The following is a 25,427-nucleotide window of genomic DNA, read 5'->3' on the forward strand; positions in this document are numbered from 1 at the left end:
CTTACGGCGCGGAAGGGGCCGCTTCATGGGCAGACGGGTCGGCGGAAAACTCAGGGAAAACAAGCGTAAACAGCGCGCCGCCGCCTGGATTTTGCGCAGCCTCCGCCCGCCCGCCATGGGCCGCCATGATCTGCTGAACGATGGAAAGGCCGAGACCCGCGCCATCCTCCACCTTGCGGTCAGCACGCCAGAAACGGTCGAACACGAGGCCGAGCCGGCTCTTCTCGATGCCGCAACCCCGGTCGATCACGCTTATTTTTCCGGGCCGTTCCACCCTCACCGTCACAGCCTCCCCTGCCGGGGAATATTGCAACGCGTTTTCAATCAGATTGCGCAAGGCAACGGCGATGAAGGACCGGTTGCCGCGCACGAAAAGCGCGCCCTCCGGCGCCTCGAGCGCAACCTCCTGACCGCGCTTCAAAGCAAAAGGCGCGAGCGCCGCCACCGTTTCTTCAGCCACCTCGTGAAGATCCGTTTGTTCATGCAGCGCCAATTGAAAATTATCCGCCTGCGCAAGATGCAGAAATTGCTGCACAAGACGCTCCAGCGCGCGCACTTCTCCCAAGGCTTCGGCGCGGTCGAGCTCGCGGTTTTCCAAATCCGCCCGCAAAATGGTCAAAGGCGTGCGCAGCTGATGGGCGGCATTGGCGGTAAACTCCCGCTGGCGCCGGTACCCGTCCTCGATCTTGCGCAGCGCCTCGTTGACCGCCTCGACGATCGGCAGGACTTCCGACGGGATACCCTCCGTTTCCAGCCGCGCATCGAGAGAGGCCGGCCCAAGCGAGCGGGCAACGCGCGAAACCGCACCAATGGAACGCAAGGAGAGACGCACCGTCAGCACCACCGTTGCAATGATGGCCACAAGAAAAAGCAGAAAAGCCCACCACTGGCGCTCGAAAAACTCCTCAATCACCGTATCGGCCAGCACATCGGAATGAACGGGGCCTTGCGCGACCTGCACCGTATAAGGTTGCTCCCCGAGCCACACCCGCATGCTCGCACCATAAAAAGTTTGCCCGCGCTCCAGATCACGGAATTCGAAATAGCTGACGCGCTCCCTTCCCGCACCCGGGTCGAACCAGTCTTCCGGCAAGTGACCGGCAAGGCGCATCCCGTAATTGGAATGCATCAGCGGCGCGCCCTCCGCATCGGAAATCAAGAAGAGATACTGCCCGTCCGGCGCGCTATAGGCTTTTTCAAGTTCGGACGGCAAGGCAAGCCGCACCTCGCCAGCCTCCCTTCGCAAATGAACCGCCACATCTTTTGCCTGCCATTCAAGCGACCGGTCGCGCAGCGTATCCTGCTCCACCGCCATTTGCACCGAGAGCACGCCGAGGATGATCGCCACCGCTCCGATGACGATGAGAGAAAGCGAAACGGAGAGCCGGCCGGTCAGCGAACTCATCCAGCGCGGGCCTTTCAGCTGCAGCAGCGCTCTCATGAGCCCACCGCCTCGTTCTCGCTCAGCAGATAGCCGACGCCGCGCACCGTGTGAATGCCGACGCTCGCGCCTGCTTTTTCCAGATTGCGCCTGAGCCGGTAAACGCAGACTTCCACCGAGTTGGACGCGACTTCATCGCCGAAGGCATAAAGATTTTCTTCGATCGCCGATTTCGATACGACGCGGCCCGCCCGCCGCATCATCAGCTCGAGAAGATCGGTTTCCCGGCGTGAAAGCACGAGAGGCACCTCTCCTACCGCGACGCTCCGGCCCGTCGTGTCGAGACGGACATTGCCGCAGGCAAGCTCAACGCCGAGCGCGCCCCCGGGGCGGCGCAATAGCGCCCGGACACGCGCGGCAAGCTCTTCCGGCGCAAAGGGTTTGGTCAGATAGTCGTCCGCGCCGAGATTGAGCCCTTCGACCCGCTCCTTGATATCGTCACGCGCCGTGAGGATGAGAACGGGGATATCTTTTCCTTCCTGGCGCAGGCGGCGCAGGAAAACGAAGCCGTCCGTGTCGGGCAGGCCGAGATCAAGCACCAGCACATCGTAGCGCACACCGGAAAGGGCGAGGGCGCCGTCTTCTGCCGTCATGCAAATATCCGCAACAAGACCGGCGCCCTGGACCGTCTCGGCGACGATCCGGGCGATCCGGTCATTGTCTTCGATAATAAGTGCCCGCATGAAGACCGCTATCCAGTGAACCTACTGGAGAATATAGCTGATCTGCGACCCATCCGAACCGGCAAACTGCACTTGTACGAGCACGCCGTTCGCATCGTACCAGAGCTCCCGGTTAAGCTGACCGGTCACAGAATAATGCGTCGCACTTACATTGCGCCCGCCCGCCTCCACGATTTCCGCACCGACCCGCGTCACGGTTACCGGCATATGGCTGCCATCGAGCGTGTTGAGAAGCGCGCTTTGCTTGACGAGTTCCTCGTTCCAGAGCGAGGCGGGAATAACGCCCGGCTCTTCCGGACCTTGGCGGCCATCACCGTCCACAACAAGCTTACCGTCTTCCAGGCGGACGGCGAGATGGTGCGCCTTACCGTCGTCATTGGTTTTGGAATTGAGCTGCACAAGCTGGCCGTCGCGCCAGACCTCATGGCCCTCATGCTCGAACCGGTAAAGCGCGATGCCGAGCACCTTCACCGCCACATCGGTCTCGATTTCAACTTCAAGCGCGCCGCTTTTCTGCTCGAACTCGATCTCATGCGTGCCGATTTCATCGCCTTCGCGCATCACCGTGAAATGCAATTCGCCGCTCGCCGGCACCGCCGCGCCCGCCGTCTGGACCAGGCCCAAGAAAAGCCCCGCACCCAGCACCGCCCCGGCAATTTCCCTTTTCATGCAAAGCCCCTTCCGCATCACTGTTTGGCCGCATCAGAGCCCGGCTCGCTTACGGCATCCTTACGGACTCCGCAGAAATGTGGGGGCGCGGCTTGACGCCTCCCCTTTCCTGGCAAGCAAGGTTAAGGGTATCTGCCATAAGGACGACAAAGGGTATTACCCGTTTCAGCCATGAACCTTCAATTGAGCTCCGCCGGGGTTAGCTTGGGCGTCCCGGCCGCATTGCCAAAACTAGAAATTTGCATTACGGCCGCACTTACCCTGCCTTGGCACAGCAGCTAACCAATGTGGTCTCGCGTCTTCTTTAACCTCTTGCGTGAAAAAAGTTGCGGAGGGGCACGAACACAACGGCGATGTACCAACCGTAGAGATAGGCGCCGATCAACCCGAAAAAGAACCCCTGCACCGTTAGCCATTCAAAACCGGGAAGGAGCGGCGCCCAGGCCTCATACATCCGCATCGGTTCCGGCGCGACAAGGCCGAAGGCGACGCACAAAAGATAGCTAATGAGTAGAAAGAGGGACAAGCTGTGCCCGACGGGCACAATGCGAAGCCGTTTTTCTATTGCTGGCGTTTCTGTCATGGCATCCTCCGGTTCTTTATCGGTCCATCGGCTGCTTTCGCTTTGAAAAGCGTGAACCTATGGCCGTTGATTGTCCAGACTGCAATCCCGGTGAACGGTCATTTAATTTATTCCTAAGCAGATCAAATTGAAGAAACTCTGCAGAGATAAGGCCGTTTGACATAGAACAAACCCGTTCTCCTTGCGTTGCAATACTGGCCGATTCATGCGGGAGTGGGGCTGACTGCTCAAGCATGGCAAACGGAGGGAAAAATGGATAACGAAGACCGCTCTCCCAAATACGCAAAAAACAGTTTGACGCTCGCCGGCGCCGTCATGCTGGGAACGGGCGTGATGATCGGTGCGGGGATTTTCGCTCTAACCGGGCAAATGGCCGAACTTTCCGGTCCGTTATTTCCGATTGCCTTTCTCTCCGCCGCCATCGTCGTTCTCTTCAGCGCGTATTCTTACGTAAAAATGTCCGCCGCTTATCCCTCGGCAGGCGGCATCGCAATGTATCTGCACAAGGCCTATGGAGACACACTGCCCACAGCCTTCAACGCGCTGCTTATGTATTTTTCCATGGTCATCGCGCAGAGTTTCCTGGCCCGCACATTCGGCGCCTACACGCTGCAGCTTTTCGATATGCCCGATAACAGTATTTGGGTGCCGGTCCTCGGTGTAGCGCTTCTGATTGCGGCTTTCCTGATCAACCTGTCAAAGAACCAGATCATCGAAGCCGTCGCTTCATTCATCGGTATCCTCAAACTCGTCGGTATCGTGCTCTTCGGCGCCGTCGGCGTATGGCTGGCGGAAGATATTGCCGCAGACTTCACTCAGGCGGACCCCCGCGCCTCATGGGAAGGGTTTCTGGCGGCCACCGCGCTTGGGATTCTTGCTTTTAAAGGCTTTACAACCATCACGAATAGCGGCTCGGAGCTCACCGAACCCCATAAGAATGTGGGTCGGGCAATTCTGATCTCTATTGCCCTATGCGTCGTGATTTACGCGCTGGTCGGTTTTGCCGTGGCAAGCAATCTGTCGATCGATCAAATCATAGAAACAAAAAACTATTCTCTTGCCGCCGCGGCCCGCCCGGCGCTCGGTGATCTCGGTCTCTGGTTCACCGTTATTCTGGCGATGGCGGCAACAGCGGGCGGCATTATCGCCAGCATCTTCGCGGTGTCGCGCATGCTTGCCATGCTTACGCAAATGCGTCTGGTCGCTCATAGCCATTTCGGCATGCCCGGCAGCATTCAGAAACACACCCTCGTTTACACGGTGGTTCTGGGCATTGTTCTCACGGCTTTCTTCGACCTCACCCGGATCGCGGCACTGGGGATTATCTTCTATCTAATTATGGATATCGCCGTGCATTGGGGCATCCTTAGATATCTGCGTAAAGAAATCGGCGCAAATGCCATGGTCCTGATATCCGCCATTCTGCTCGACCTCATCGTTCTTGGCGGCTTTGTCTGGGTTAAACTTGGCTCCGACATCACCGTGGTCGGCGTCGCTCTGGGCGCGATGGCGGTCATCTTCGTTTCCGAGGTGATTTTTTTGAAACACCGCAAGAGTGAGGGACACCAGTAACAAGGCCCGGCGCAAAAGAAAGCAACCGCTTCCAAGGAAGGAGACGTTTTGATGATGCAAGAAAATATGGCAGGTGCGCATCTTATCTGGATGCTCATCTTGGCGCTCGTTGTTGTCATTCCTTTCTGGCGCATCTGTCAGAAAGCGGGCTATCCGGGCATACTGGGGCTCTTGTCCATCGTGCCCATTGCCAATATCGCCCTGATTTATTTTCTGGCCTTCGCCAGATGGCCTGCGCATAAAAGCGTGCAGCAAGACCCGTCCTCGTAAACCGCACTTCTGCCAAGCAGCCCGCCGGGGCACTCAATGAGCTTGTTTCGGCGGGCAAGGCCTGTCGCCATAGGAACAGAAAACACAGCAATCGCCGGGTAGAGGGCGCAGAAGTCTGCCGCAGGATTTGCATTCGTAGAAATACTGGCACGCATCCGTTGGCATCTGCTCTACGGCTTTATGGCCGCATGCCGGACATGTAATTAAGGATTCGGTCATCATGAGGCCGGTCCCCATCCAAGTGAGCCGGACCGCAAGCCTATCCCTTTGGGCAGATTACGCTTCTTCACAAGATGCGGAGCATATCGCCGCATAACAGGTTTTTCTCTGGACCGGGCGGGCGGAGAGGCTAGGATGGCTTCATGATCCGCTATCTTTTATATCCGCTGCTTGCCTTGGCGCTGCTGGTTGCGCCCGGCACGTTTTTGCCTGCGGATATGGGCCCCTTTGCCGCCCAGGCAGATCAAGGCTCGGCGCCCTCCCCTGACGCAGGGAAAATAAGTGCTGTAGCGGAAGTGAACGCGTCCGCAGGGGAAATGCACGATTGCGGCACCTGCGGCACCTGCGCGGAAAACGGTGACTGCACGGCGGGCAATGGCGACGCCGCCTGCGATAAAACATGCCTTACAGCTTGCAGCACCGGCTCTCTTTCCAGCTTTCATGCCCCGGCTTGCGCCATAACGGCGCGCTCCGGCGGCGATAAGGTCCGTATTCCCGGAAGTCGGATCGCCGCGCATCTTGTCCCCGCCAGCGATCCACCTCCCCCCCGCCTCTAACAGATCACGCGTGTAGCGCCGCTGCGCCGCGCGCGCCCTTCCTCCGGCATGGAGCCGGAAGGATCTCCAGATCTGTTCGAGGAGACGATACTCTCATGACGCCCTTTTCCCGGATCGCGCAAACCGCACTGGTTTGCGCAGGCATCCTTGCCTGGACCTATCCGCTCCACGCGGAAGAAACAGCCCTCGGTTTCGAGGAGGCTGCCCACCTTGCTGCTACAGCACAGGACCCTGCACTCGAGCATTTCGACGCCCGCGCCGAAAGTCTTGAAGAACGCGCCATCGCCGATTCCGCGCTGCCCGACCCGACGGTTCGCACCGGCCTCGCCAATTTTCCCGTCGATACGCTGCGCGACGTTCAAGAGCCCATGACGCAGTATCAGGTTGCGCTGCGTCAGGAATTTCTGCCTGGCGACACACTTGCGCTCCGGGGCCGTGAACGGCACGCGGAAGCAGCGATCGAGCGGCAGAAAAAAGAACTACTGCTCCGCCGGATCGTCTTCGATGTGCGCCGGGCTTGGCTCGATCTTTATCACGCGGAAAAATCCCGCCGCATCATCAAGGCCAATCTCAGTGCGCTCCAAAACCTGGCGAGCGCCCAAACCGGCGCTTTTGCGAGCGGCGCATCGAGCAGCCAGAACATCTTCCGGGCTGATCTTGAAATCGCGCTGATGAAAGACCGGCTTTCCGCACTGGCCCAGCACGGGAAAAATGCGGCGGCGGAGCTTGCCAGATATATCGGCGCGCATGCCAATCGCCCGCCGGTGGGCGAGCTTCCGCTGCTGAACGAACCGCGCGCGCCAGCGGCACTGAAAGAAGCTTTGAGCGCGCATCCGGCAATAGACGTCGAGCGGGCGGCGGAGGAGCGCGAGGAAGTACGTATCGGCCTTGCGAAAGAAGCCTATAAACCCTCCTGGAGTGTGGATGCGGGATATGGCTACCGGGCAGGCGGACGGGCCGATTTCGCCAGTGTCGGGCTGACATTCTCCGTCCCGCTTTTCGCGCAAGGACGCCAGGACCGGCGTTTATCGGCCGCCATGAAAGAGCGGCAAGCCGCGCGCCTCACCCGTCAGAGCCTGCTGAAGGACTTGGAACGGGAACTCGATATCGCCCTGGCCGATTGGCATGAACTCGGCCGGCGCCTGCGGCTTTACGAGCAAGCCGTCACCCGCAGGGCGCACGATGCAGCTCAGGCCTCACTCGGTTCCTATGCCGATGGCCGCGCCGACTTTCCCGAAATCATCCGCGACCGTCTGGCCGTTCTCGATGCGGAACTGACTTATCTCGACCTGCAAGTCGACCGCGCCAAAACCTGGGCCAAGCTTTCCTATCTCGCTGGAGACACACATGAATAGAACTTTCATCGCGATCTGCGCCGGTATTGCCGCCGCTTCGCTTGCGGCCGGATATGGCGCGGGAACCTGGATGGGCGGGAGCACAGGCTCCGCCGGGGCGGGCGCAATGCAAGGCGAGGACGAAATCCTTTATTGGGTCGCGCCGATGGACCCGAATTTCCGCCGCGATGCGCCGGGAAAATCTCCCATGGGCATGGACCTTATCCCCGTCTATGCCGATGGCGATAAAGACAAATCGGACGAGCCTGCGCTGCAGATCAGCGCTGCCGCCGTGAACAATATCGGTGTGCGCACCGCACCGGTGCGACGCGAGACCCTTCCTTTCCAGGTCGACACCGTCGGCTTCATCGCGCCGGACGAAGAGCGTCTTTCCAGCATCAACGTGCGCACCGAAGGCTGGATCGAGGAGCTGATGGTAGAGACCGCCGGAGAACAAGTGGAAAAAGGCCAGGTTCTCTTCCGCCTCTATGCGCCGGAGATTTTGACGGCACAGCGTGAATATCTTCAGGCAAAACGGCTGGGGCAATCTGAAATGATTGCGGCCGGCAAGGAGCGCCTGGTAGCGCTCGGCATGAGCGGCGATCAGATCGAAGAGCTGTCCCAGCGCAGAAAAATCATCCGCCTCGTGGATGTGCGTGCGCCGCGCTCGGGCATCTTGCTGTCATTGGATGTACGCCAAGGAAGTTTCGTGCGCCCGTCGGATGTCGCCATGCGCCTTGCCGATCTTTCCAGCGTGTGGGTCATGGCGGATCTCTTCGAAGCGACCGTGGGGCGCGTTGCCGCGGGCCAGAAAGCGGAAGTCACCCTGCCCTCCTTTCCCGGCAAAACCTGGGAGGGGCAAGTGGACTACGTCTACCCGATGGCCGACCCGCGCACCCGCACCATTCCGGTGCGCCTGCGGCTGGAAAATCCCGACCGGCTGCTCAAACCCGCCATGTTCGCGAATGTCGAGATCGAGGGGAAACCGGCGATGGATACGTTGACGGTGCCGGCCTCCGCCCTCATCCGCCACTCCTCGCAAGACCGGGTAATCGTCGCGCTGGGCGAAGGGCGGTTCCGCCCCACCCCGGTCAAGGCGGGGCTTGAATCGGGCGGGCGCGTCCAGGTTCTGGAAGGCGTTTCGGAGGGCGAGGAAATCGTGACGGCCGCTCAATTCCTGATCGATTCCGAGGCGAGCCTCGATCCGGCGCTTCTGCGCATGACATCGGCTACGCCCGAAGATGAGCTGAAAAATAAGATGGGCAAAGACATGGAAGAGAACATGGACGAAGCCATGGACATGAGCATGGATATGCCGGCAAGCCAGCCGGGAACCGATACGGATGCTTATGAAACCACGGCAAACGTCCTCTCGGTCAATCCGGAAACCCGGCAGGTGACGCTCGACCATGAGCCTGTGGCTGAGCTTGGCTGGCCTTCCATGCAAATGGGCTTTGCCGTTTCCGAGAAAGTCGGCCTCATGGGCATAGAGCCTGGCACAAAAGTCCATGTCCGGTTCCGGAAAAGCGACATGGGATATGAGATCGTCGCGCTGCATCCCCTCTCGGGAATGGCCGATGAGGAGGACGCGGAATGATCGAGTTCCTTATCAGATGGTCGATTGCCAACCGTTTTCTTGTCGTCATTCTGGCCCTTATTCTGGCCGTTGCAGGCGTTATGGCGATCCGCACGACACCGCTCGATGCCATTCCCGATCTTTCGGATGTGCAGGTCATCGTAAAAACCACCTATCCGGGCCAGGCTCCGCAAGTCGTCGAGGATCAGGTCACCTATCCATTGGCCACTGCCATGCTTTCCGTGCCTGGCGCCGTCAGTGTGCGCGGCTATTCGTTTTTCAATGATTCCTACGTCTATGTGATCTTCAAAGACGGAACCGATCTTTACTGGGCGCGCGCCCGCGTGCTCGAATATCTGAGCCAGGTCGCACCCAACCTGCCCGAAGGGGCCCGCCCAGCGCTCGGGCCGGACGCAACCGGTGTCGGCTGGGTTTTCCAATATGCGCTTGTCGACCGCACCGGCCAGCAGGACGGGTATCAATTACGCGCCTTGCAAGACTGGTTCCTGAAATACGAGCTGCAGGCCGTGGAAGGCGTGTCCGAGGTCGCCACGATCGGCGGCATGGTCAAACAATACCAGGTCGTCGCCGACCCCAACAAATTACGCGCGCATGGCATTTCGCTTTCCCGGCTGCGCCGGGCGATCGAGCGCGGCAATCAGGAAACCGGGGGCCGCGTTATCGAAATGGCAGAAGCGGAATATGTGATCCGCGCCAACGGCTATGTCAGCTCGATAGAAGACCTGGCGCAAATTCCGCTTCATACGGATGAGGGGGGCACCCCCGTTCTCCTTCGCGATGTTGCCGAGATCCGGCTCGGCCCCGATCTCCGGCGCGGTGTAAGCGAGCTCGGCGGCGAGGGAGAAGCCGTCGGCGGGGTCGTGGTCATGCGGTATGGCGAGAACGCGCTAGCCACCATCGACCGCGTCAAAGAAAAACTCGCCAGCCTGGCAAAGAGTCTGCCGGATGGTGTGGAAATCGTCACGACCTATGACAGATCTGCCCTGATAGGAAGAGCTGCTTCGACATTACGTGAAAAGCTCATCGAAGAATTCATCATTGTCGCGCTCGTATGCGCGGTCTTCCTTTTTCACTTCCGCTCCTCGCTGGTCGTCGTCATCAGCCTGCCCCTGGGCGTACTGGCCGCCTTTATCGTGATGAGGGCACAAGGGATCAATGCCAACATCATGTCACTGGGCGGGATTATCATCGCCGTCGGCACGATGGTGGACGCCGCCATCGTTATGATCGAAAACGCGCACAAGAAGCTGGAGGGAAGGGAGGCGTCTGGCCCGGATCGCTGGAAAATCATTGGCGAGGCTTGCGCCGAAGTCGGGCCGCCGATTTTCTTTTCCGTGCTCATCATCACCTTGAGCTTCCTGCCCATTCTGACGCTGGAGGCACAAGAAGGGCGGATGTTCTCTCCCCTCGCCTATACGAAAACCTACGCCATGGCCGCCTCGGCAGCCCTTTCGGTGACCCTGGTGCCTGTGCTTATCGGTTTTTTGGTACGCGGACGCATTACCTCCGAGGACAAAAATCCCGTCAACCGGTTCCTGACGGTGCTTTACCGGCCGCTGATCAACTTCGCCGTGGCCCGGCCACTGGTCGTTTTGGCAGCGTCCGGCGTGCTGCTCGTAAGCGCTGCCTTGCCGCTCTCACGGATTGGCTCGGAATTCATGCCGGAGCTGAACGAAGGCGATCTTCTTTATATGCCCAGCGCCTTTCCCGGCGCTTCCGCCGGCACGATGTCTTATCTGCTGCAGCAAACGAACAAGCTGATCAAGATGGTGCCCGAGGTGGAAAACGTTCATGGCAAGGCTGGGCGCGCCGATACGGCAACCGACCCTGCGCCCCTTTCCATGATCGAGACGGTGATCAGGTTGAAACCCCGGTCGCAGTGGCGCGAGGACATGACCCTCGAGAAACTGAAAGCCGAGCTCAACCGGATCGTCGACATTCCAGGCCTCACCAATGTCTGGATCATGCCGATCAAAAACCGGCTCGACATGCTGGCAACCGGCATCAAAACTCCCGTCGGCATCAAGGTTGCTGGACCCGATCTCAATGTGATCGATCAAATCGGCAGCCGGATCGAAAGCATTTTGGAAACTGTCGAAGGCACCTCCTCCGTTTATGCGGAACGGGTAACGGGCGGGCGTTTCGTCGATATCGACATCGATCGGGAGCGCGCCGCCCGTCTCGGACTCAACATCGCGGACGTTCACGACGTCATCCGCACAGCGATTGGCGGTATGGTGCTGGGGGAAAGCGTAGAAGGGCTTGAGCGTTTTCCGATCAGCCTGCGCTACCCGCAAACGGTGCGGCAAACGCCCGCCGCCTTGCGCCTGCTTCCCATCGTAACGGAAGACGGTGCGCATATCCCCTTGGGTCAAGTCGCGGATATCCGCACTGTCGAAGGGCCGAGCATGATCCGCAGCGAAAATGCACGGCTGAACGGCTGGATCTATGTCGACATTGCAGGCCGCGATATCGGTTCTTATGTGGCCGATGCGAAGGAAGCGGTAAACGGCGCGCTCGATCTGCCCGCCGGTTATTCCATTTCCTGGTCCGGGCAGTATGAGTATCTCTTGCGGGCACAGGAACGGCTGATGCTGCTGGGGCCCGTCATGGTGCTCATCATCGCCATGCTGCTTTATTTTGCCTTCAAAGATGTCCGCGACGTGCTGATCATCATGGGCACCCTGCCATTCGCCTTGGTGGGCAGCTTATGGCTGATCGACATTCTGGGATACAACCTCTCTGTTGCCGTAGCCGTCGGGTTCATCGCGCTGGCAGGGGTCGCCATCGAGGTGGGCGTGCTGATGATCATGTATCTGAGGCAGGAGCTGAAGGCCTTGCGTGAACGTACGTTGAACGAGGGCCGCGCCCCATCGCGCGAAGAAGTGGAGAACGCCATCCGCCAGGGCGCATTGCGGCGCTTGCGTCCGATCGTCATGACCTTCCTGACAGTGATCGCAGGGCTCTTGCCTGTCATGCTCCTGGAAGGAACGGGAACGGAGGTCATGGCCCCTATCGCAGCGCCGATGATCGGCGGCATCCTGAGCGCCACGGCACTGGCATTGATCGTCATTCCATCGATCTATGCCCTTTGGCACGGCGGCGCAGCGGCAAAGGCTTAATGTCAAAGAATGCCGCCTGAGGCGCCGCGCTTGGCCGCCAACACAGCTAAAAAGGAAAACGCCGCTGACCTGAGTTACAAGCCAGCGGCGTTTTTTGGTTGCGGGGGCAGGATTCCAACTTTGGCGAAGTCGGCTGAGGCGGCTATGACTTGGCTGCGCGATTCCTACCCGGCTTGATCAACATCCACGGATAAACGATCTCGAGTGGCATCTGACCTGAGAAGCGATAGCCAGTGTTTTTGAGATGCCATGCCCGCCCTGCATTCGCTCCCATACCCGGCAATGTGAAATTCTTGCGCGTGTTTTCGGTCGGCCCAAGCGCCCATATCAAGAGATGTTCGATCTGCTCAATTGAGGGACGCGTTCCTCTTTTATGGTGATAAGGACCGAAATCCACCTCACCTACGGACAGCTTAGTCTCACCCCGCATATTAGCCAGTTTTCTCGCAACAGGATGATTGGCGAAGCGAGTATTCAAGTTCTTGGTAATTCCGACATAAGCGATCCGATCCTTCGAATTCGACCGCCCATGATTCCTCAAGAGCACATACAGATAACTCCGCCCTCTCTCGAACTCCTCCACCGGTGCTGGCTCATAGCGCTCCCATATCCTTGGCCTGCTCCAATCAATCGAAATGTCCTTATACATTGAATGGCCAGATGAGTTTTCGATACCCTCAACACTGCCACCAAAATCCGCCACTCGCAGCTTTTCCGGTTGCGTCATCTCTCCCCCGTTTCTTCTCGTCTACTTTCCCCTGAATGAAGCCTGTCCGAAAGATAATAAAGGCCCCAGAAGGTGACGATGAGCATATGCGTAAAGCTTACAGACAGGATGAATACGGCCACGGGCTTTACATACCCCACGGCGTCCGGACAAATCGCCCAAACTAGGGGCCGGGCCACCTTCCCTGCCAGAACCATCAGAAAAATAAAGACGCTTAACGCAGCGCAATATCCAAATATGAAGCACACGAATTGTCTTCGGCTTAGATATTTTACTGCCTCACCTCTCCGGGCTAGCGTCACCTGCCCTCCTGTTGGATAATCATCGAGTTCTTTTCGTTGATAAGTGGCTATAGCGACAAGCGCGCCAACAAAGAACGGAAACAGGATTGTGACGAAGAGTTTAACATCTTCAAATACACCGGAAGGACCTATGAGTTCTGGTTTGATTGGAGACAGCATATAGCCAGCTGTAACAGCAGCCGAAACTACAAATGCAACAGCATTATACCGCCACCGCTCCTCATACTCTAACCGCAGAAACAAGAAAGGAGACAGCAGCTTCCATCGTGATAAGCCTGTGCCGCTCACATCCAAAGCCTTTTGTCATCCAGAATGCTTTTTAAAGCCTGACAGATACCGCCATGTGTAGCATCATAACACATCGGCATATCAACTCCCGGACTGATCGTCGCTTGCCTTACAAAAAGCTGATCAAGAAGTCCGCTCTTATCCAAGACCAGCTCCCTAAGGGCTGTGCTGGAGCGACCGCGCTCCTCCTTCTCAATTCCGAGTTTTGCCTTTAAGCTCCTGGCTCTCGCATATTCCGCAACATCGTGAATGAGATTCCTAGCGTTCTTTCCCTTGCGATAATTCTCACTGACCTTGACCGTCAACACTTCAACCGGCCGCTCCAATCCTTGCGGAAGATCGTCTGTCGAAGCCTCTTTCGAAACAAAGCGGATTTCTTTGAGGGCACCCTTGTCTATGTCCTCCTGAAGAGTTTCCGACTTCTCAGGATAATCCCTCACCTTCAGCGTGGTGGTGTCGCGCTTTCGCTGCTTCTTGCCCCTTACTTTTTCATCATACTCGTAAGTTGGCCTCGCGCTCTCTTCCATATACTGATTTGCGACCTGCTGGATAAGCGAGATAATTTTGGAGCGTGATAAACCAGTCATCTGCTCAAGCACACATTTCGACAACCCAGCATGTACCCCTCCCTTGTCCGGCGGCGCAATCAGCATATGCGCGCCGAAATCACCGGCCTCGCCGGGGGAGATTTGAAAGACCGCGCGCTTGTCGGTTTTAAAGTCGCGTTTTCCGGGGTCTGCTGCGTGAGGGTTTGCGTAGGAGAATCGCAGGATGTAACAGTCAACTGATCCATTTGTAGAATACGTGTCGATATCCTCCAACCGTACCTCGATCAGTTTCAAAGCAATCTTGTCATCTGCCGAAGGGCTGGCGCCATAATATGGCGCTCCATCCGGCTTAAAGAACATTGAAGCATCGCTGGAAGCCATTGCTTTTTCCAAAGCCGCAATCACATCCTTCAGCGCATACGACGGAATGCCCTTCATGCGTTTTGGACCGTTTACGGGACGCGCCGGAAATTCCGTTCGAAACAGGATAACTTGGCGGTTATCTCTGCGAGGAGCTGTTGCCATCGTATTTCACCAAACCACAGCAACACGCAGCCACCGCAGTCCCCCTTATTTCCACCATGCCAGAACAACCATATCACCATAAAAAGATCACTGAAACCAGCTCTCCGACTCAGGCAGTTTCGTGCCGAGCATGTAGAGGCCACTGTGCACATCGAGGAAGTTCCAGCCGTCATGACCTTCGTGGATTTCTTCGAAGAGACTATTGTTCTCCCACAAGACACCCGGCTCGAAACCATCGTCGTCCAATGGGCCGCCCGACGGTGGACGGGAAATGAGGCGCGCGTCGTGCAGGATTGAAAGGGCTCCGTGGATAGGACCGCCTGGCGGCAATATGATGACCGGCTCAATTAGATCAGCTGCTATGCTAGGCTTCGCAAAAAGTGCCACCATAAACAGCGCCGTTCCATTCCATGCGCCCATATAGGGGGGCCTGTCTGTCGCAACAATTCTTCCCAGCCAACGACCTTGAACCTTGCACATACCATTCAGACTGTCGGGTATGCTGTCTGGCAATTTCACCGTTGAGAAAACCGTATGCCCGCCCCTCAAAGATTGCTCTATCGGATCAGGCCCTCGTTCGTAGTAGAACTTCTTCGCAACGATCAGGTCTTCGTCGTTCCAGTCTTCAAGCAGCTGGGTGGCGGCATCAATGAAATCTGAGTTCAGCTTGGCAAGCCGCCCCCAGCAGATGCCAACGGCAAAGCAGACATGCCAGGGGTTCCTGTCACTAAATTCATCGAGGAAGCCATCAATCTCACCGCGCCCGACTTCATTGAGCTGGTCCCCTGCATCGTGAAGCAGGGCCTGCACTTCGGCTCTGTCTGGCCATCCCGCACGCCCTCCCTGGCATAATTCATTGAAGCGGCGCTGAACGCCGTTTGCCGGGTTTCTGATCAATCCCCCCTCCCTCGATAGATACGTTGCCCTCCAAGGCCCCGGCCACAAACGCCCAATCAGTGCAGAATCCGGGGTGCAAAAGGAAGTCTGGCGCGATAGTGTCATGGGAAACAAGCAATTTTAATTACCTAGCCAAATGCGCGGTATGCTCGACGGTCACTTGCTTTGCGGTTTTCGTTCCCCCGAAAGGTATCCCATCACGGGCGGCAGCACCTTACTCCTGCCGCCGCAAGCAAAGCCAACAGCCTGCGTTCCATTGGAGAGGCAGACTGGCCCCGCCTAGGGGACATCAGAAGACATATTCCATGCTTACCGCACTTGGATATCTTAGTTTACCGAGTTGACAATAACTGCCATGACCTGCTCATGAACCTGATTAAATCAAAAAAACGCGTTGCCGATCACGGAGAGGTATTCACGCCACCTTGGCTCGTGGAAAAAATGCTCGACCTAGTAAAAGGCGAAACGGAGCGGATAGACGCCCGCTTCCTGGAACCTGCTTGTGGCAGCGGCAATTTCCTTGTGCCAATCCTGAAACGCAAGCTTGCTGCGGTAGAGCTAAAATTTGGAAAGTATAATTTCGAGAGGGAGCATTACGCTCTGCTCGGCCTGATGTGCTGCTATGGAATTGAACTTCTGGACGACAACATCGCCGAATGCCGCGCCAACATGCTGGAAGTGTTCGCTGATTATCTCAACCTTAATGAATCCGACGACCTATTTCTTGCCGCTTCCTTTGTGCTGTCCCACAATCTTGTCCATGGCGATGCCATGACCATGCGCAATAAAAGCGGCGCGGCGATTAGTGTCGTGGAATGGGGGTATCTGGGCAAAGGCAAATTCCAGCGCCGGGACTTCCGGCTCGACGTGCTAACCGGCATGGCCAGCTTCAGCGCGGAAGGGTCGCTTTTCGCGGGTCTAGGCAACCACGAAATCTTTAAGCCGACCACATCATACCCGCCGATGACCGTGCGTGAACTCGCGGGCTCTGCCAGCAGCAGAGGGGATTAGCTATATGAATGAACAGGCGCCGTTTACGCTACAGGGACGTAATCCCGATGTTCTGACTTGCATCGCTAACCTCTCCAACGATGAGGTATTCACGCCACCTGAGTTTGCCAATCGGATGCTTGATACACTGGCGGAATCCTGGGCCGCACAGAACGATGGCGCGAACATCTGGGCGGACAAGAATGTGAGGTTCCTGGACCCCTTCACAAAGTCCGGCGTGTTCCTGCGGGAGATCACCGTGCGCCTCACCGCGGGGCTAGCCGATGAGATCCCGGACCTTCAGGAACGCGTCGATCATATCTTGTCGCAACAGGTGTTCGGCATAGGAATCACACACCTGACCGCAATGCTAGCACGACGCAGTGTCTATTGCTCCAAATTCGCCAATGGCGCGCATTCTGTAACTAGACGGTTCAATAGTGCCGCGGGCAATATCTGGTTCGATCGCACAGAACACACGTGGGTGGACGGCAGGTGCAAGTTCTGCGGCGCCAGTCAGGCGGCGCTCGACCGCGGCGAAAAACTTGAGACTCATGCCTATGCGTTCATTCATACAGACAATATCAAGACTCGGATTGCCGAGCTATTTGGAGGTGACATGCACTTCGACGTGATCATTGGAAATCCCCCGTATCAGCTGGGCGATGGCGGGCATGGCACAAGCGCCGCCCCGATCTACCAAAAGTTCGTCGAACAGGCGAAGAACCTCGAGCCGCGCTATCTGACTATGGTCATCCCGTCCCGCTGGTTTTCCGGGGGCAAAGGGCTCGATGATTTTCGCGAGTCGATGCTTTCGGACGACCGGCTACGCTCGATTGACGATTACCTCAGCGCAGCGGACGTATTTCCGGGGGTGGGCCTGAAAGGCGGCGTCTGCTACTTCCTGTGGGACAAGGAAAACCGTGGACCTTGCCGGGTCACAACTCATTTCAAGGATTGGCCCATTTCGCAAGCCACTCGTCCCTTACTCGAAAAGGGCACGGAGATTTTCATACGCTTCAATGAAGGGTTGTCCATTCTTCGAAAAGTTATTGCCCGTGAAACCGGACAAGAGGATGTTCTATCACTACCAGACGAGCAACGTTTTAGTCGGCTCGTCAGCTCCCGAAAGCCATTCGGCTTTGAGACTAAATTTAAGGGAAAAGCCAGGAAGCAGTCGGACGAAGACGTGACAGTCTACCAAAATGGCGGCATCGGCTACATACCACGAAGTTCAATTACGACGAACATAGAACTAATCGATTGCTGGAAGATATTTGTTGGTCGCGCAGCGCCTGGCACTGGAAACAGAGATACCTATCCCCACCGGATTATCAGCACACCGTTTGTTGCCGGGCCAGGCACGATCTCGTCCGAGACTTATCTCTGCATTGGGCCATTTAACACCAAGGAACAAGCCGACAACGCGCTATCTTACCTCGCATGTCGACTTACGCGCCTCTTGGTCCTACTACATAAGCCCTCTCAAGACACGACACGCAGGGTGTATACCTTCGTACCGGCGCAAGACTGGACACAAAACTGGACCGATTCGGACCTATATAATCGCTATGGCCTGTCCGACGAAGAGATCGCCTTCATCGAGAAAATCGTCCGCCCCATGGAACTAGCCAGTGATCTTTTGGGCGACATTTCACTAGGCGACGGTGGCGATGCGTAAACCTACTATCAATGACATACTTGCGGCCAAACCGGAAGCCCGCCCCCGCATCTACGCTTACTCGATTGAAGATGACGCTCACGCAGGCCTTCTCAAGGTCGGGCAAACGACGCGCGACGTAAAAAGACGTGTAGCCGAGCAGTTGAAGACCGCTGCAATCAAGAATTACCGAATTGAGATAGATGAGCCTGCCGAGCGAGAAGATGGAAGCATTTTCTCCGATCACGAGGTGCGCGCAGCTCTGGCCAGGAAAGGGTTTTTAAACAGCGAGCTGGAATGGGTGCATTGCAAGGTGAGCGACGTGAAAACCGTTCTAACCGAGCTTCGGACCGGCAAGAGGTTCAGCGGAAGTCATCACCAGACATTTCCAATGCGCCGGGAACAGGCCGAGGCCGTCGACATTACTTATTCATATTTCATGTCCCGTTGGTCAGAGGACACGCAGGCGGTGCCCCGGTTCCTTTGGAACGCAAAGATGCGGTTCGGCAAAACTTTCACCACATATCAGCTGGCGAAGAAACTCGGTGCCAAACGGGTGCTGGTGGCAACTTTCAAGCCTGCCGTGGCGGACGCGTGGCAGACCGATCTGGAGAGCCATGCCGACTTTGACGGCTGGCAGTACCTGTCGAAAAGCTCCGGCGGCGACCCAACCCAAATCCCCCTTTCCAAACCCGTCGTCTACTTCGGCTCTTTCCAGGACCTGTTAGGTCGCGATTCCGCAGGAAACATAAAGCCGAAGAATGAGTGGATTCACCAGATAAACTGGGACCTCGTGGTGTTTGACGAATACCATTTTGGCGCTTGGAGGGAGACCGCGAAGGAGCTTTTTGAGGGAGAGGAAGAGGCGGTCGCCAAGAAGGAAGCCAAACTGGAATACAACTCCGGTCTCGGCGGCGTGAACGAGGACTTGAATATCCTATCCAACAAAGAGACCGAGTTTCTGCCAATCACAACGCGCGCATACCTCTATCTGTCTGGAACGCCGTTCAAAGCACTCGCGACCGGTGAATTCATTGAAGAGCAGATATTTAACTGGACCTATACCGATGAACAACGCGCCAAGGCAGAGTTCGCAGCCAACCATCCGGACAAGTGGAACCCCTACGGCGCCCTGCCTCAGATGCGGTTGCTCACCTACAAGATGCCAGACGAGCTTCTTGCAATCGCAAGCGAAGGGGAATTTGAAGAGTTCGATCTCAACGAGTTCTTCTCCGCAACCGGCAACGGGAAGGACGCCGTGTTCAAGCACAAGACCTATGTGCAGAAATGGCTGGACATTATCCGCGGTAATTATGCACCGCAATCAATCGAAAGCTTAAAAACCAGAACGCGACCACCATTTCCCTATTCCGATGTACGGCTGCTACCGCACCTGCAACATTCGTTCTGGTTCCTGCCAAATGTCTCCGCCTGTCACGCGATGGCGAACCTATTTACCGAGAAACACAACGTATTCTGGCACGATTACAAAGTGATTGTTTCCGCAGGCGCATCTGCGGGGATTGGCCTGGACGCTTTGCCTCCTGTTAGACAGGCTGTCGGCAGTGGCTTCGACACCAAGACCATCACACTGTCATGCGGCAAACTGACCACCGGCGTGACAGTGGCGCAATGGTCTTCCATCCTTATGCTGCGCAATCTAAAATCTCCTGAAACTTATTTTCAGGCAGCATTCCGGGTGCAATCGCCGTGGTCGATTAAGAACCCCGATGGTGACGCCCCCAACGAGGAAGAAGTTCTCAAACCTATCTGCTTCGTGTTTGATTTCGCGCCCACGCGCGCGTTGAGGCAGTTGTCGGAATACGGCATAGGCCTATCGCCAGGCGCAGCGAACCCCGAAGATGCAGTGCGTGAGCTCGTTTCCTTTCTGCCCGTGCTCGCATATGACGGCGCGAACATGACGCAGATCGATGCGGGCGGCATTCTCGACATCGCAATGGCCGGAACATCGGGCACGCTACTCGCCCGAAAATGGGAATCCGCACTACTAGTCAATGTGGACAACGACACATTGCGCCGTGTTCTTGATGACCCTAAAGCCATGGCAGCTGTGGAACGCATAGAGGGCTGGCGTTCGCTTGGCGACAATGTGATCGAGACGATTATCAATAAAAGCGATAAGGTTAAGGAACTCAAAGATAAAGCAAAGGATCGTGAACTAAGCACCAAAGATAAGAAACAGCTCAGCGCTGAGGAGAAAGAATACAGAACCAAGCGCAAGCTCGTTCAGGAAAAGCTGATCAAGTTCGCCACACGTATTCCCGCCTTCATGTATCTGACAGACTTTCGCGAGAACACGCTAAAGGATGTCATTACTAAGCTGGAACCGGACCTTTTTCTCGCTGTGACAGGCTTGACAGTAGCAGATTTCGACCTCCTGGTCGGCCTGCGAGTGTTCAATACCGAACGGATGAATGAAGCAGTCTTTGCCTTTCGCCGCTATGAGGATGCTTCACTGCGCTACACGGGGATCGAAAGTCATGAGGGTCTGACCCATTACGGCCTCTACGATACGGTCGTGGCAAGGGAATAAACAGACCGGCCTTTTCAGGCATGCGAGAGCGAATGCAGCGCCTAGTAGGCGCCCCATTCAGCGCCGCAGAGCGCCATAGAACGCCGCAAACGGCGCCCTAGACTTAGCCGCATTCCAGGAGCGGTTTTCCTGGCGCGGGGTGTCGGGGGCACGCAGCCCCTGACTTGCTCTGCAAAACGCAAGGGTCCAGGGCAACGCCCTGGCGCGGGGGTTGCTGGGGGCACGGAGCCCCTGGCTTGCCGCTTTGGCGGCATGCGGGTCCAGGGCGCAGCGCCTGGCCCACAGGAATTTCGCCTTGGCGAAATTCCGTAGTGGGTCACTACGTTAAATCTTCTCCGATAAAATTTGCCTTCCTTCCCTTTGTTCCTATCTCCGTCCTGCTATGGCGGGATGGGGAAATGCGATATGGCATATGCAATCTTTCGAGCGGAAAAGATAAAGTCCTGGCGGCTGCTGAAAAACGCAAGCGGCCACATGAACAGGACGATCCCGACACCTAATGCAGACCTATCACGGCACAATCCCATTCTCTCGGGCTCTGGCAATCCAGATGCAGATGTAAGGCGGCACATAATTGATGCCGGACTCGATCCATCCAAACTGCGCAAAAACGGAGTGATTGCCGTGCGTCTCCTCGTCACCGCCTCCCCGGAATATTTCCGGCCTGGCCGCGTGCAGAATGCCGGAGAGTGGGATAAGGACCATCTCGACGCATGGCTTCCGCGCGCTCAAGAGTTTTTACAGGAAGAATTCGGAGATAATCTCGTTTCTTCAATCCTTCATCTGGACGAGTCCACCCCTCACATCGACGCGATATTTGTTCCACTCGACCGGAGTCCGCGGAAGAAAGGAGCGCCTGTTCGCCTGAACTGCGGACGGTGGCTCAATGGCCGCGCAAAGCTACGGGCGCTGCAAGACCGATATGCGGAGGCAATGAAGCCATTGGGTCTGCAGCGCGGCCAACAAGGTTCGCGGGCTCGTCACACCGAAATCAAAAAATACTACGGCACCCTCAAGTTTCAGGCAGAGGAAGCCAAAGAAGCGTCCACAATCACCGCTCTTGCAATGCGCGATGCCGTAACGAAACAACAGGCGGCCAAGCAAGAGCGGGCAAAAGCCGAAGCCCTGAGCACCGGAATCGAAGCGTATTGCGATGGGCGGATTATCGCCGCAACCGGCACCGAGGCGAAGCCGACCTTCAAGGTTCGTAAAATGGCACCTGAAGAGGAAAAACGCCTCATCGATAGGATAAAGCCCGCCTGGCTCGATGTCTGGAGAACCGTGCGCCGCCTCTCGGCCCTAATAGAACGCAAGGCAGAGGCTGCGAGAAAGAAAGCGCTTGAGAGTGTCCGCACCATACTGTCCGCAGCAGAGCAGGTTCAAAGTGCGGCTGCCTCTCTGGGAAGCGAATTGACCGCAGAGCAATCTGCCCGCCAGACAGTTCTTAAAGCCGCCTTAAATAAACTTGGCTCTCGGCGCCACAACACCCCATCTTCGCCTGAAAAGTGATTAGCTGATTTGGGTTCGCTTCTCTCAGTCCTATCTCGGCGTATCCGCAATATCGCGGATATCAAAGAGGAACCCATCAAATGACAGAGAAAGAGTTTGAACAGCTAATCACCGCCATTCTCGTAGCGGCACACCCTTGCACAGATCGCGAAGCGGAGGTGCGCTTTATACTGCTGTGGGCCAAATACAAAAGGGATTACCCAGATGATGGGCTAAAGCCCCTGCTCGAAGCTGCAGGTAAACTCGGTTTCGGCTCCTGGAAAGACCGCCCGAATGACCCTACGACACTGCAGCACCTTCAGGTGGCGACTACGGTAGCGCTGAAAAAATCAGGGCAACCCCGGAATGCCAGAAAAGCAAACTAAGTCGAAAAGAAGAGCCCCAGCACTTGGCTGGGGCTCTTCTTAAATCTATCCTTATATGCTTCGCCTATTAAAGACGGAGCCACTCCCGATATTTCTTATGCTGATTGGGTTCAATGTATTCCAGCTTAAGCAGAAGATCGAGAAGTTTGTCCAGAAACGGAATAGCTTTCTTGCGCTTTCCGTATACGATGAACTGATTCCCCTTGATCGTTTCGATATAATTCCGTGCGAGGACCTTTCCATCCTTGCCACGCTTCTCTTTCTTGAAGAATGGCACTCCGCGAGACAGAGTGATTGGGAACGCATCTTCAGAATGGATGTGGTCAATATGACGCCCACCATTATCCATTGGGGCAAGAAGAACCACAATTCCAGAATTTCCCTGGTCCACCTGATGCTGAGCGTACTCCGCCCAAGTTGCCCAAAGACGACGCGAGTAAGGAGGGTTGCACCAGATGCTGTCTCCTCGCCACGCACGGCCAAGAGAACCAAATGGCAAGTCGTTCGTAAACCGGGATTTGGCGGGAACTGAACCAACTACCTTGCGGGGACACCGCAGACTCGGCGGCGTCGAACCCCATTGAGGTTTTTGCGAGGATTGACCGCCGAATTTTCCCGAGCTGTGCATAGAACACACATCGATGTCGAACTCGTCGACACCCAACGCCTCCAGCACCAAATCGACCAAAAACACCGGCGTGTAACATTCGTCTCCCGCCGAAGTGGTTCTTTTTCCGTTATTGTTAGATGCCAGCCTGTTGAAACGAGCCGCAGCACCTGGCGCGATTGTGACAGACTTCAGAAAATCCGGCACAATACGGAACTCTTCCTGGCAAACCACCGGCTTACAGTTTTCCTTTGCCATGACCGGCTCGAAGTTATCGTTATAAGACACGAGACGACGAATGCGCGCCTTACCTGTGACGAGCTCTGCGGAATAAATTACCGCTCCCCTGAACAGCTCGGCAACATATTCTTCAATTGGCAAGGTGGGCTTTCCTCGCTTCAAAACAACGGAATTTCCGTTCTCGTCCGCGTGAAGAGTGAGCTCCGGCATGACACGCCCGTTCTTATCTTCCAAGAACTTTAGGCTGACGCCAACTTTCGTCCCCTGCTTAAAACCGGTTCTCGCCAGGAGGTCGTCTCCAAGCTTGATGTCCACATAACCAGCCTTGCTGACCCTGCGGTTGACTGTAAGAAGCGAAGGATTCGAAGGATTAATCGACATAACTCTTTTCCTTATGTTCACTAGGTTTTGGGATCGAGCGGCATTTGCGCTCACCAACCGGTGCGGAAATGACGATCAGGCCCAGAACCTCTCTCCCTTCTCTCCCTTCTCTCCCTTCTCTCCCTTCTCTCCCTTCTCTTTCTCCTCTGACCCGCTATCATTGGCTGCAGCACCAGTGGCGTCGCTCGCAGCTTGCGCGGCTATCAGCTCTACAATCGGCAGCAGGAGCGCAGTCTTCCGCTCCATTACTTGACACTGGCTTTGGATATTGTCGTTGGCAGGCTTGGCGATTTGATATCGGGTCATGGCGGCCTCGTCTTGGAGTTGCAACGTCCCGCCAACGGCTCTTTCAGCTCGGTCGGCGGGCTTCGCTTGCGTTAAGCCCACCGACCGAGCCTCCCCCCTTCACTTCCCAAAACACCCCCGACTGACAGTCCTCATGAAGTGTGTTTGTGGGTGCGCTCTAAAAACTGGCTGCCGCTGCGAACACACCCACAAACACACCCTGAAAGGGGGTGTTTATATAATTTTCAAAATTTCAACTTTTTGCCTCCACCCTTAGGGGCATATTTGAAACTTGAAAATTAGAGCAGAGAGATGCCTGCCAACCAAACGGCCCAGGAAACGACGGAAAGCACGCTCGAATGGAAGAAATTCTCAAATCTAGAGCTTCATTGGCCGGACTGGTTGATTAAGGATGTTTTGCCGAGGGAAAGCCTCATCTGCATTTTCGGGCAACGAGGCAAAGGAAAAACTTTTCTCGCCCTAGATTGGGCTTGCTCAATCGCGACTGGAAATGACTGGTTGGGCCATCCCATTGGTCATCCCATTAGCCCGGAAAAACCTCGGTCTAATCGCATTGCATATGTTTTGGCCGAACGACCAGATGGGCTTTTGCGCCGCATTCATGGTTGGATCATGCACAGCTACGATATTGAGCATGATAAAGATGCTCAATCTAGCAAAGAAATGGAACGATTGGTTCAAGACAAAGGCAAAGAACTATTCGACATCGGAGAGGGGCGATTCTTCTTTGCTGAAATTCCACACAGGATAGATGAGTCAGAAGAACTCGACAAACTTTGCCGTAAATTGAAAGAGATTGAACCTATAGACCTTATCGTTCTTGATCCAATGATCTCGTTTATGGATGGAAATGAAAACGAAGCACGAGATATGCAACGGCTGGTCGAAGGCCTGCGCGAGATATCATCAACGTTTCACTGCTCTGTCCTTGTGGTTCATCATGAAGGCAAAAAAGCAAATGGCGCTCGGGGTTCTTCCGCACTTGAGGCGGGCATGGATACAATCCTCAACCTCAAAGGCGTCAACCAACATCGAACCATTATAGAAATGACGAAGCAGCGCGAAGCTGCGGAAATGCCCGATATCGAAATCAGCTTTAAGTCACAAGAATACAGTGAAGACAAGCCGCTGGGAAAATTCCCGCAAATGGTGACCAACACCAAACCGCAAGATCGACCGCACAAAACTAATCAGAAAAGTGACAAAACCCCACAGCCCAACAAAGCTTTACGGAAATCGGATATACGCTGTAAGGAGGAGAACGACGCCATCAAACAAGCCATAAAACAACTACAGCGTGAAGGGAATGCCACGGTGGACACCATATTAGAGTGCGTCGGCAAGAGCATGAGCATATCCCGGAGTACACTGAACTCTCGTATAAAGAAGCTCGACGAAGATGGCCACATTTCAAGTCCAGGCAAGATCGGAAAAACTTTTATCTACACAATTCCCTAAAAAGATGCGTCACTAGAAGCTGG

General features: G+C 56.0%; 23 protein-coding genes. 12 read left to right on the top strand and 11 right to left on the bottom strand.

Annotation, left to right across the window (positions count from 1 at the left end):
• Nucleotide 1 precedes the first annotated feature (1 nt).
• From ACOQOT_RS13125 to ACOQOT_RS13140, 4 genes are all read right to left on the bottom strand, one after another.
• Nucleotides 2-1,441 (bottom strand): sensor histidine kinase, encoded by a 1,440-nt coding sequence (locus ACOQOT_RS13125; protein WP_420559704.1) that lies wholly within the window; start codon nt 1,439-1,441, stop codon nt 2-4.
• Nucleotides 1,438-2,124 carry a response regulator gene (locus ACOQOT_RS13130; protein ID WP_420559705.1) on the bottom strand — a complete coding sequence of 229 codons (687 nt, stop codon included), beginning with the start codon at nt 2,122-2,124 and terminating at the stop codon, nt 1,438-1,440. Before ACOQOT_RS13130 ends, ACOQOT_RS13125 begins: the two co-directional genes overlap by 4 nt.
• Before the next feature lie 21 nt (nt 2,125-2,145).
• Nucleotides 2,146-2,793 (bottom strand): DUF6134 family protein, encoded by a 648-nt coding sequence (locus ACOQOT_RS13135; RefSeq protein WP_420559706.1) that lies wholly within the window; start codon nt 2,791-2,793, stop codon nt 2,146-2,148.
• A 304-nt stretch (nt 2,794-3,097) separates the two neighbouring features.
• Nucleotides 3,098-3,376, bottom strand: a complete 279-nt coding sequence (locus ACOQOT_RS13140; protein ID WP_420559707.1) for a DUF5676 family membrane protein — start codon at nt 3,374-3,376, stop codon at nt 3,098-3,100.
• Nucleotides 3,377-3,628: 252 nt separating this feature from the next.
• Between ACOQOT_RS13140 and ACOQOT_RS13145 the strand changes: the two genes are divergently transcribed.
• Nucleotides 3,629-4,948, top strand: a complete 1,320-nt coding sequence (locus tag ACOQOT_RS13145; protein ID WP_420561950.1) for an APC family permease — start codon at nt 3,629-3,631, stop codon at nt 4,946-4,948.
• Nucleotides 4,949-4,999: 51 nt separating this feature from the next.
• Complete coding sequence (locus tag ACOQOT_RS13150) at nt 5,000-5,218, top strand: hypothetical protein (RefSeq protein ID WP_420559708.1); 219 nt, start codon at nt 5,000-5,002, stop codon at nt 5,216-5,218.
• Between the two features lie 33 nt (nt 5,219-5,251).
• Here the strand turns inward: ACOQOT_RS13150 and ACOQOT_RS13155 are convergent, their stop codons facing one another.
• A complete protein-coding gene (locus ACOQOT_RS13155; protein WP_081875314.1) occupies nt 5,252-5,440 on the bottom strand; it encodes a GDCCVxC domain-containing (seleno)protein in 189 nt (62 codons plus the stop codon).
• A gap of 140 nt (nt 5,441-5,580) precedes the next feature.
• Between ACOQOT_RS13155 and ACOQOT_RS13160 the strand changes: the two genes are divergently transcribed.
• From ACOQOT_RS13160 to ACOQOT_RS13175, 4 genes are all read left to right on the top strand, one after another.
• A complete protein-coding gene (locus tag ACOQOT_RS13160; RefSeq protein ID WP_420559709.1) occupies nt 5,581-5,994 on the top strand; it encodes a hypothetical protein in 414 nt (137 codons plus the stop codon).
• A 95-nt stretch (nt 5,995-6,089) separates the two neighbouring features.
• Nucleotides 6,090-7,349 (top strand): TolC family protein, encoded by a 1,260-nt coding sequence (locus ACOQOT_RS13165; protein ID WP_420559710.1) that lies wholly within the window; start codon nt 6,090-6,092, stop codon nt 7,347-7,349.
• On the top strand, nt 7,342-8,925 hold the full coding sequence (locus ACOQOT_RS13170; protein ID WP_420559711.1) for an efflux RND transporter periplasmic adaptor subunit: 1,584 nt from the start codon (nt 7,342-7,344) through the stop codon (nt 8,923-8,925). The genes ACOQOT_RS13165 and ACOQOT_RS13170 overlap by 8 nt, the downstream gene beginning before the upstream one ends.
• Complete coding sequence (locus tag ACOQOT_RS13175) at nt 8,922-12,047, top strand: efflux RND transporter permease subunit (protein ID WP_420559712.1); 3,126 nt, start codon at nt 8,922-8,924, stop codon at nt 12,045-12,047. Before ACOQOT_RS13170 ends, ACOQOT_RS13175 begins: the two co-directional genes overlap by 4 nt.
• 142 nt (nt 12,048-12,189) lie before the next feature.
• Here the strand turns inward: ACOQOT_RS13175 and ACOQOT_RS13180 are convergent, their stop codons facing one another.
• The 4 genes from ACOQOT_RS13180 to ACOQOT_RS13195 all read right to left on the bottom strand — a co-directional run bounded on the left by ACOQOT_RS13180 (nt 12,190) and on the right by ACOQOT_RS13195 (nt 15,334).
• Nucleotides 12,190-12,774, bottom strand: coding sequence for a hypothetical protein (locus tag ACOQOT_RS13180; protein WP_420559713.1), 585 nt, complete (start codon nt 12,772-12,774; stop codon nt 12,190-12,192).
• On the bottom strand, nt 12,771-13,364 hold the full coding sequence (locus ACOQOT_RS13185; RefSeq protein WP_420559714.1) for a hypothetical protein: 594 nt from the start codon (nt 13,362-13,364) through the stop codon (nt 12,771-12,773). The genes ACOQOT_RS13180 and ACOQOT_RS13185 overlap by 4 nt, the downstream gene beginning before the upstream one ends.
• Nucleotides 13,361-14,437: a hypothetical protein gene (locus ACOQOT_RS13190; RefSeq protein WP_420559715.1), complete on the bottom strand. Its 1,077-nt coding sequence runs from the start codon at nt 14,435-14,437 to the stop codon at nt 13,361-13,363. Before ACOQOT_RS13190 ends, ACOQOT_RS13185 begins: the two co-directional genes overlap by 4 nt.
• An 87-nt stretch (nt 14,438-14,524) precedes the next feature.
• The gene (locus ACOQOT_RS13195; RefSeq protein ID WP_420559716.1) at nt 14,525-15,334 is read right to left on the bottom strand and encodes a hypothetical protein; all 810 of its coding nucleotides are present in this window, start codon (nt 15,332-15,334) and stop codon (nt 14,525-14,527) included.
• A gap of 366 nt (nt 15,335-15,700) precedes the next feature.
• Between ACOQOT_RS13195 and ACOQOT_RS13200 the strand changes: the two genes are divergently transcribed.
• The 5 genes from ACOQOT_RS13200 (at nt 15,701) to ACOQOT_RS13220 (ending at nt 22,412) form a co-directional block, all read left to right on the top strand.
• Nucleotides 15,701-16,345 (top strand): N-6 DNA methylase, encoded by a 645-nt coding sequence (locus ACOQOT_RS13200; protein ID WP_420559717.1) that lies wholly within the window; start codon nt 15,701-15,703, stop codon nt 16,343-16,345.
• Nucleotides 16,346-16,349: 4 nt separating this feature from the next.
• Nucleotides 16,350-18,005, top strand: a complete 1,656-nt coding sequence (locus ACOQOT_RS13205; RefSeq protein ID WP_420559718.1) for an Eco57I restriction-modification methylase domain-containing protein — start codon at nt 16,350-16,352, stop codon at nt 18,003-18,005.
• The gene (locus ACOQOT_RS13210; RefSeq protein ID WP_420561951.1) at nt 17,998-20,538 is read left to right on the top strand and encodes a restriction endonuclease; all 2,541 of its coding nucleotides are present in this window, start codon (nt 17,998-18,000) and stop codon (nt 20,536-20,538) included. The genes ACOQOT_RS13205 and ACOQOT_RS13210 overlap by 8 nt, the downstream gene beginning before the upstream one ends.
• A 405-nt stretch (nt 20,539-20,943) precedes the next feature.
• On the top strand, nt 20,944-22,047 hold the full coding sequence (mobV, locus tag ACOQOT_RS13215; protein WP_420559719.1) for a MobV family relaxase: 1,104 nt from the start codon (nt 20,944-20,946) through the stop codon (nt 22,045-22,047).
• 80 nt (nt 22,048-22,127) lie between these two features.
• Nucleotides 22,128-22,412 carry a hypothetical protein gene (locus ACOQOT_RS13220; protein ID WP_420559720.1) on the top strand — a complete coding sequence of 95 codons (285 nt, stop codon included), beginning with the start codon at nt 22,128-22,130 and terminating at the stop codon, nt 22,410-22,412.
• A 67-nt stretch (nt 22,413-22,479) separates the two neighbouring features.
• Here the strand turns inward: ACOQOT_RS13220 and ACOQOT_RS13225 are convergent, their stop codons facing one another.
• Nucleotides 22,480-23,640 carry a hypothetical protein gene (locus tag ACOQOT_RS13225; protein ID WP_420559721.1) on the bottom strand — a complete coding sequence of 387 codons (1,161 nt, stop codon included), beginning with the start codon at nt 23,638-23,640 and terminating at the stop codon, nt 22,480-22,482.
• 75 nt (nt 23,641-23,715) lie between these two features.
• Nucleotides 23,716-23,946 carry a hypothetical protein gene (locus tag ACOQOT_RS13230; protein ID WP_420559722.1) on the bottom strand — a complete coding sequence of 77 codons (231 nt, stop codon included), beginning with the start codon at nt 23,944-23,946 and terminating at the stop codon, nt 23,716-23,718.
• Nucleotides 23,947-24,237: 291 nt separating this feature from the next.
• Here ACOQOT_RS13230 and ACOQOT_RS13235 point away from each other — a divergent pair, with 291 nt between their 5' ends.
• The gene (locus ACOQOT_RS13235; protein ID WP_420559723.1) at nt 24,238-25,404 is read left to right on the top strand and encodes an AAA family ATPase; all 1,167 of its coding nucleotides are present in this window, start codon (nt 24,238-24,240) and stop codon (nt 25,402-25,404) included.
• The last annotated feature ends 23 nt before the right edge of the window (nt 25,405-25,427 follow it).

This window comes from Tepidicaulis sp. (assembly GCF_965222285.1).
GTDB lineage: Bacteria > Pseudomonadota > Alphaproteobacteria > Parvibaculales > Parvibaculaceae > Tepidicaulis.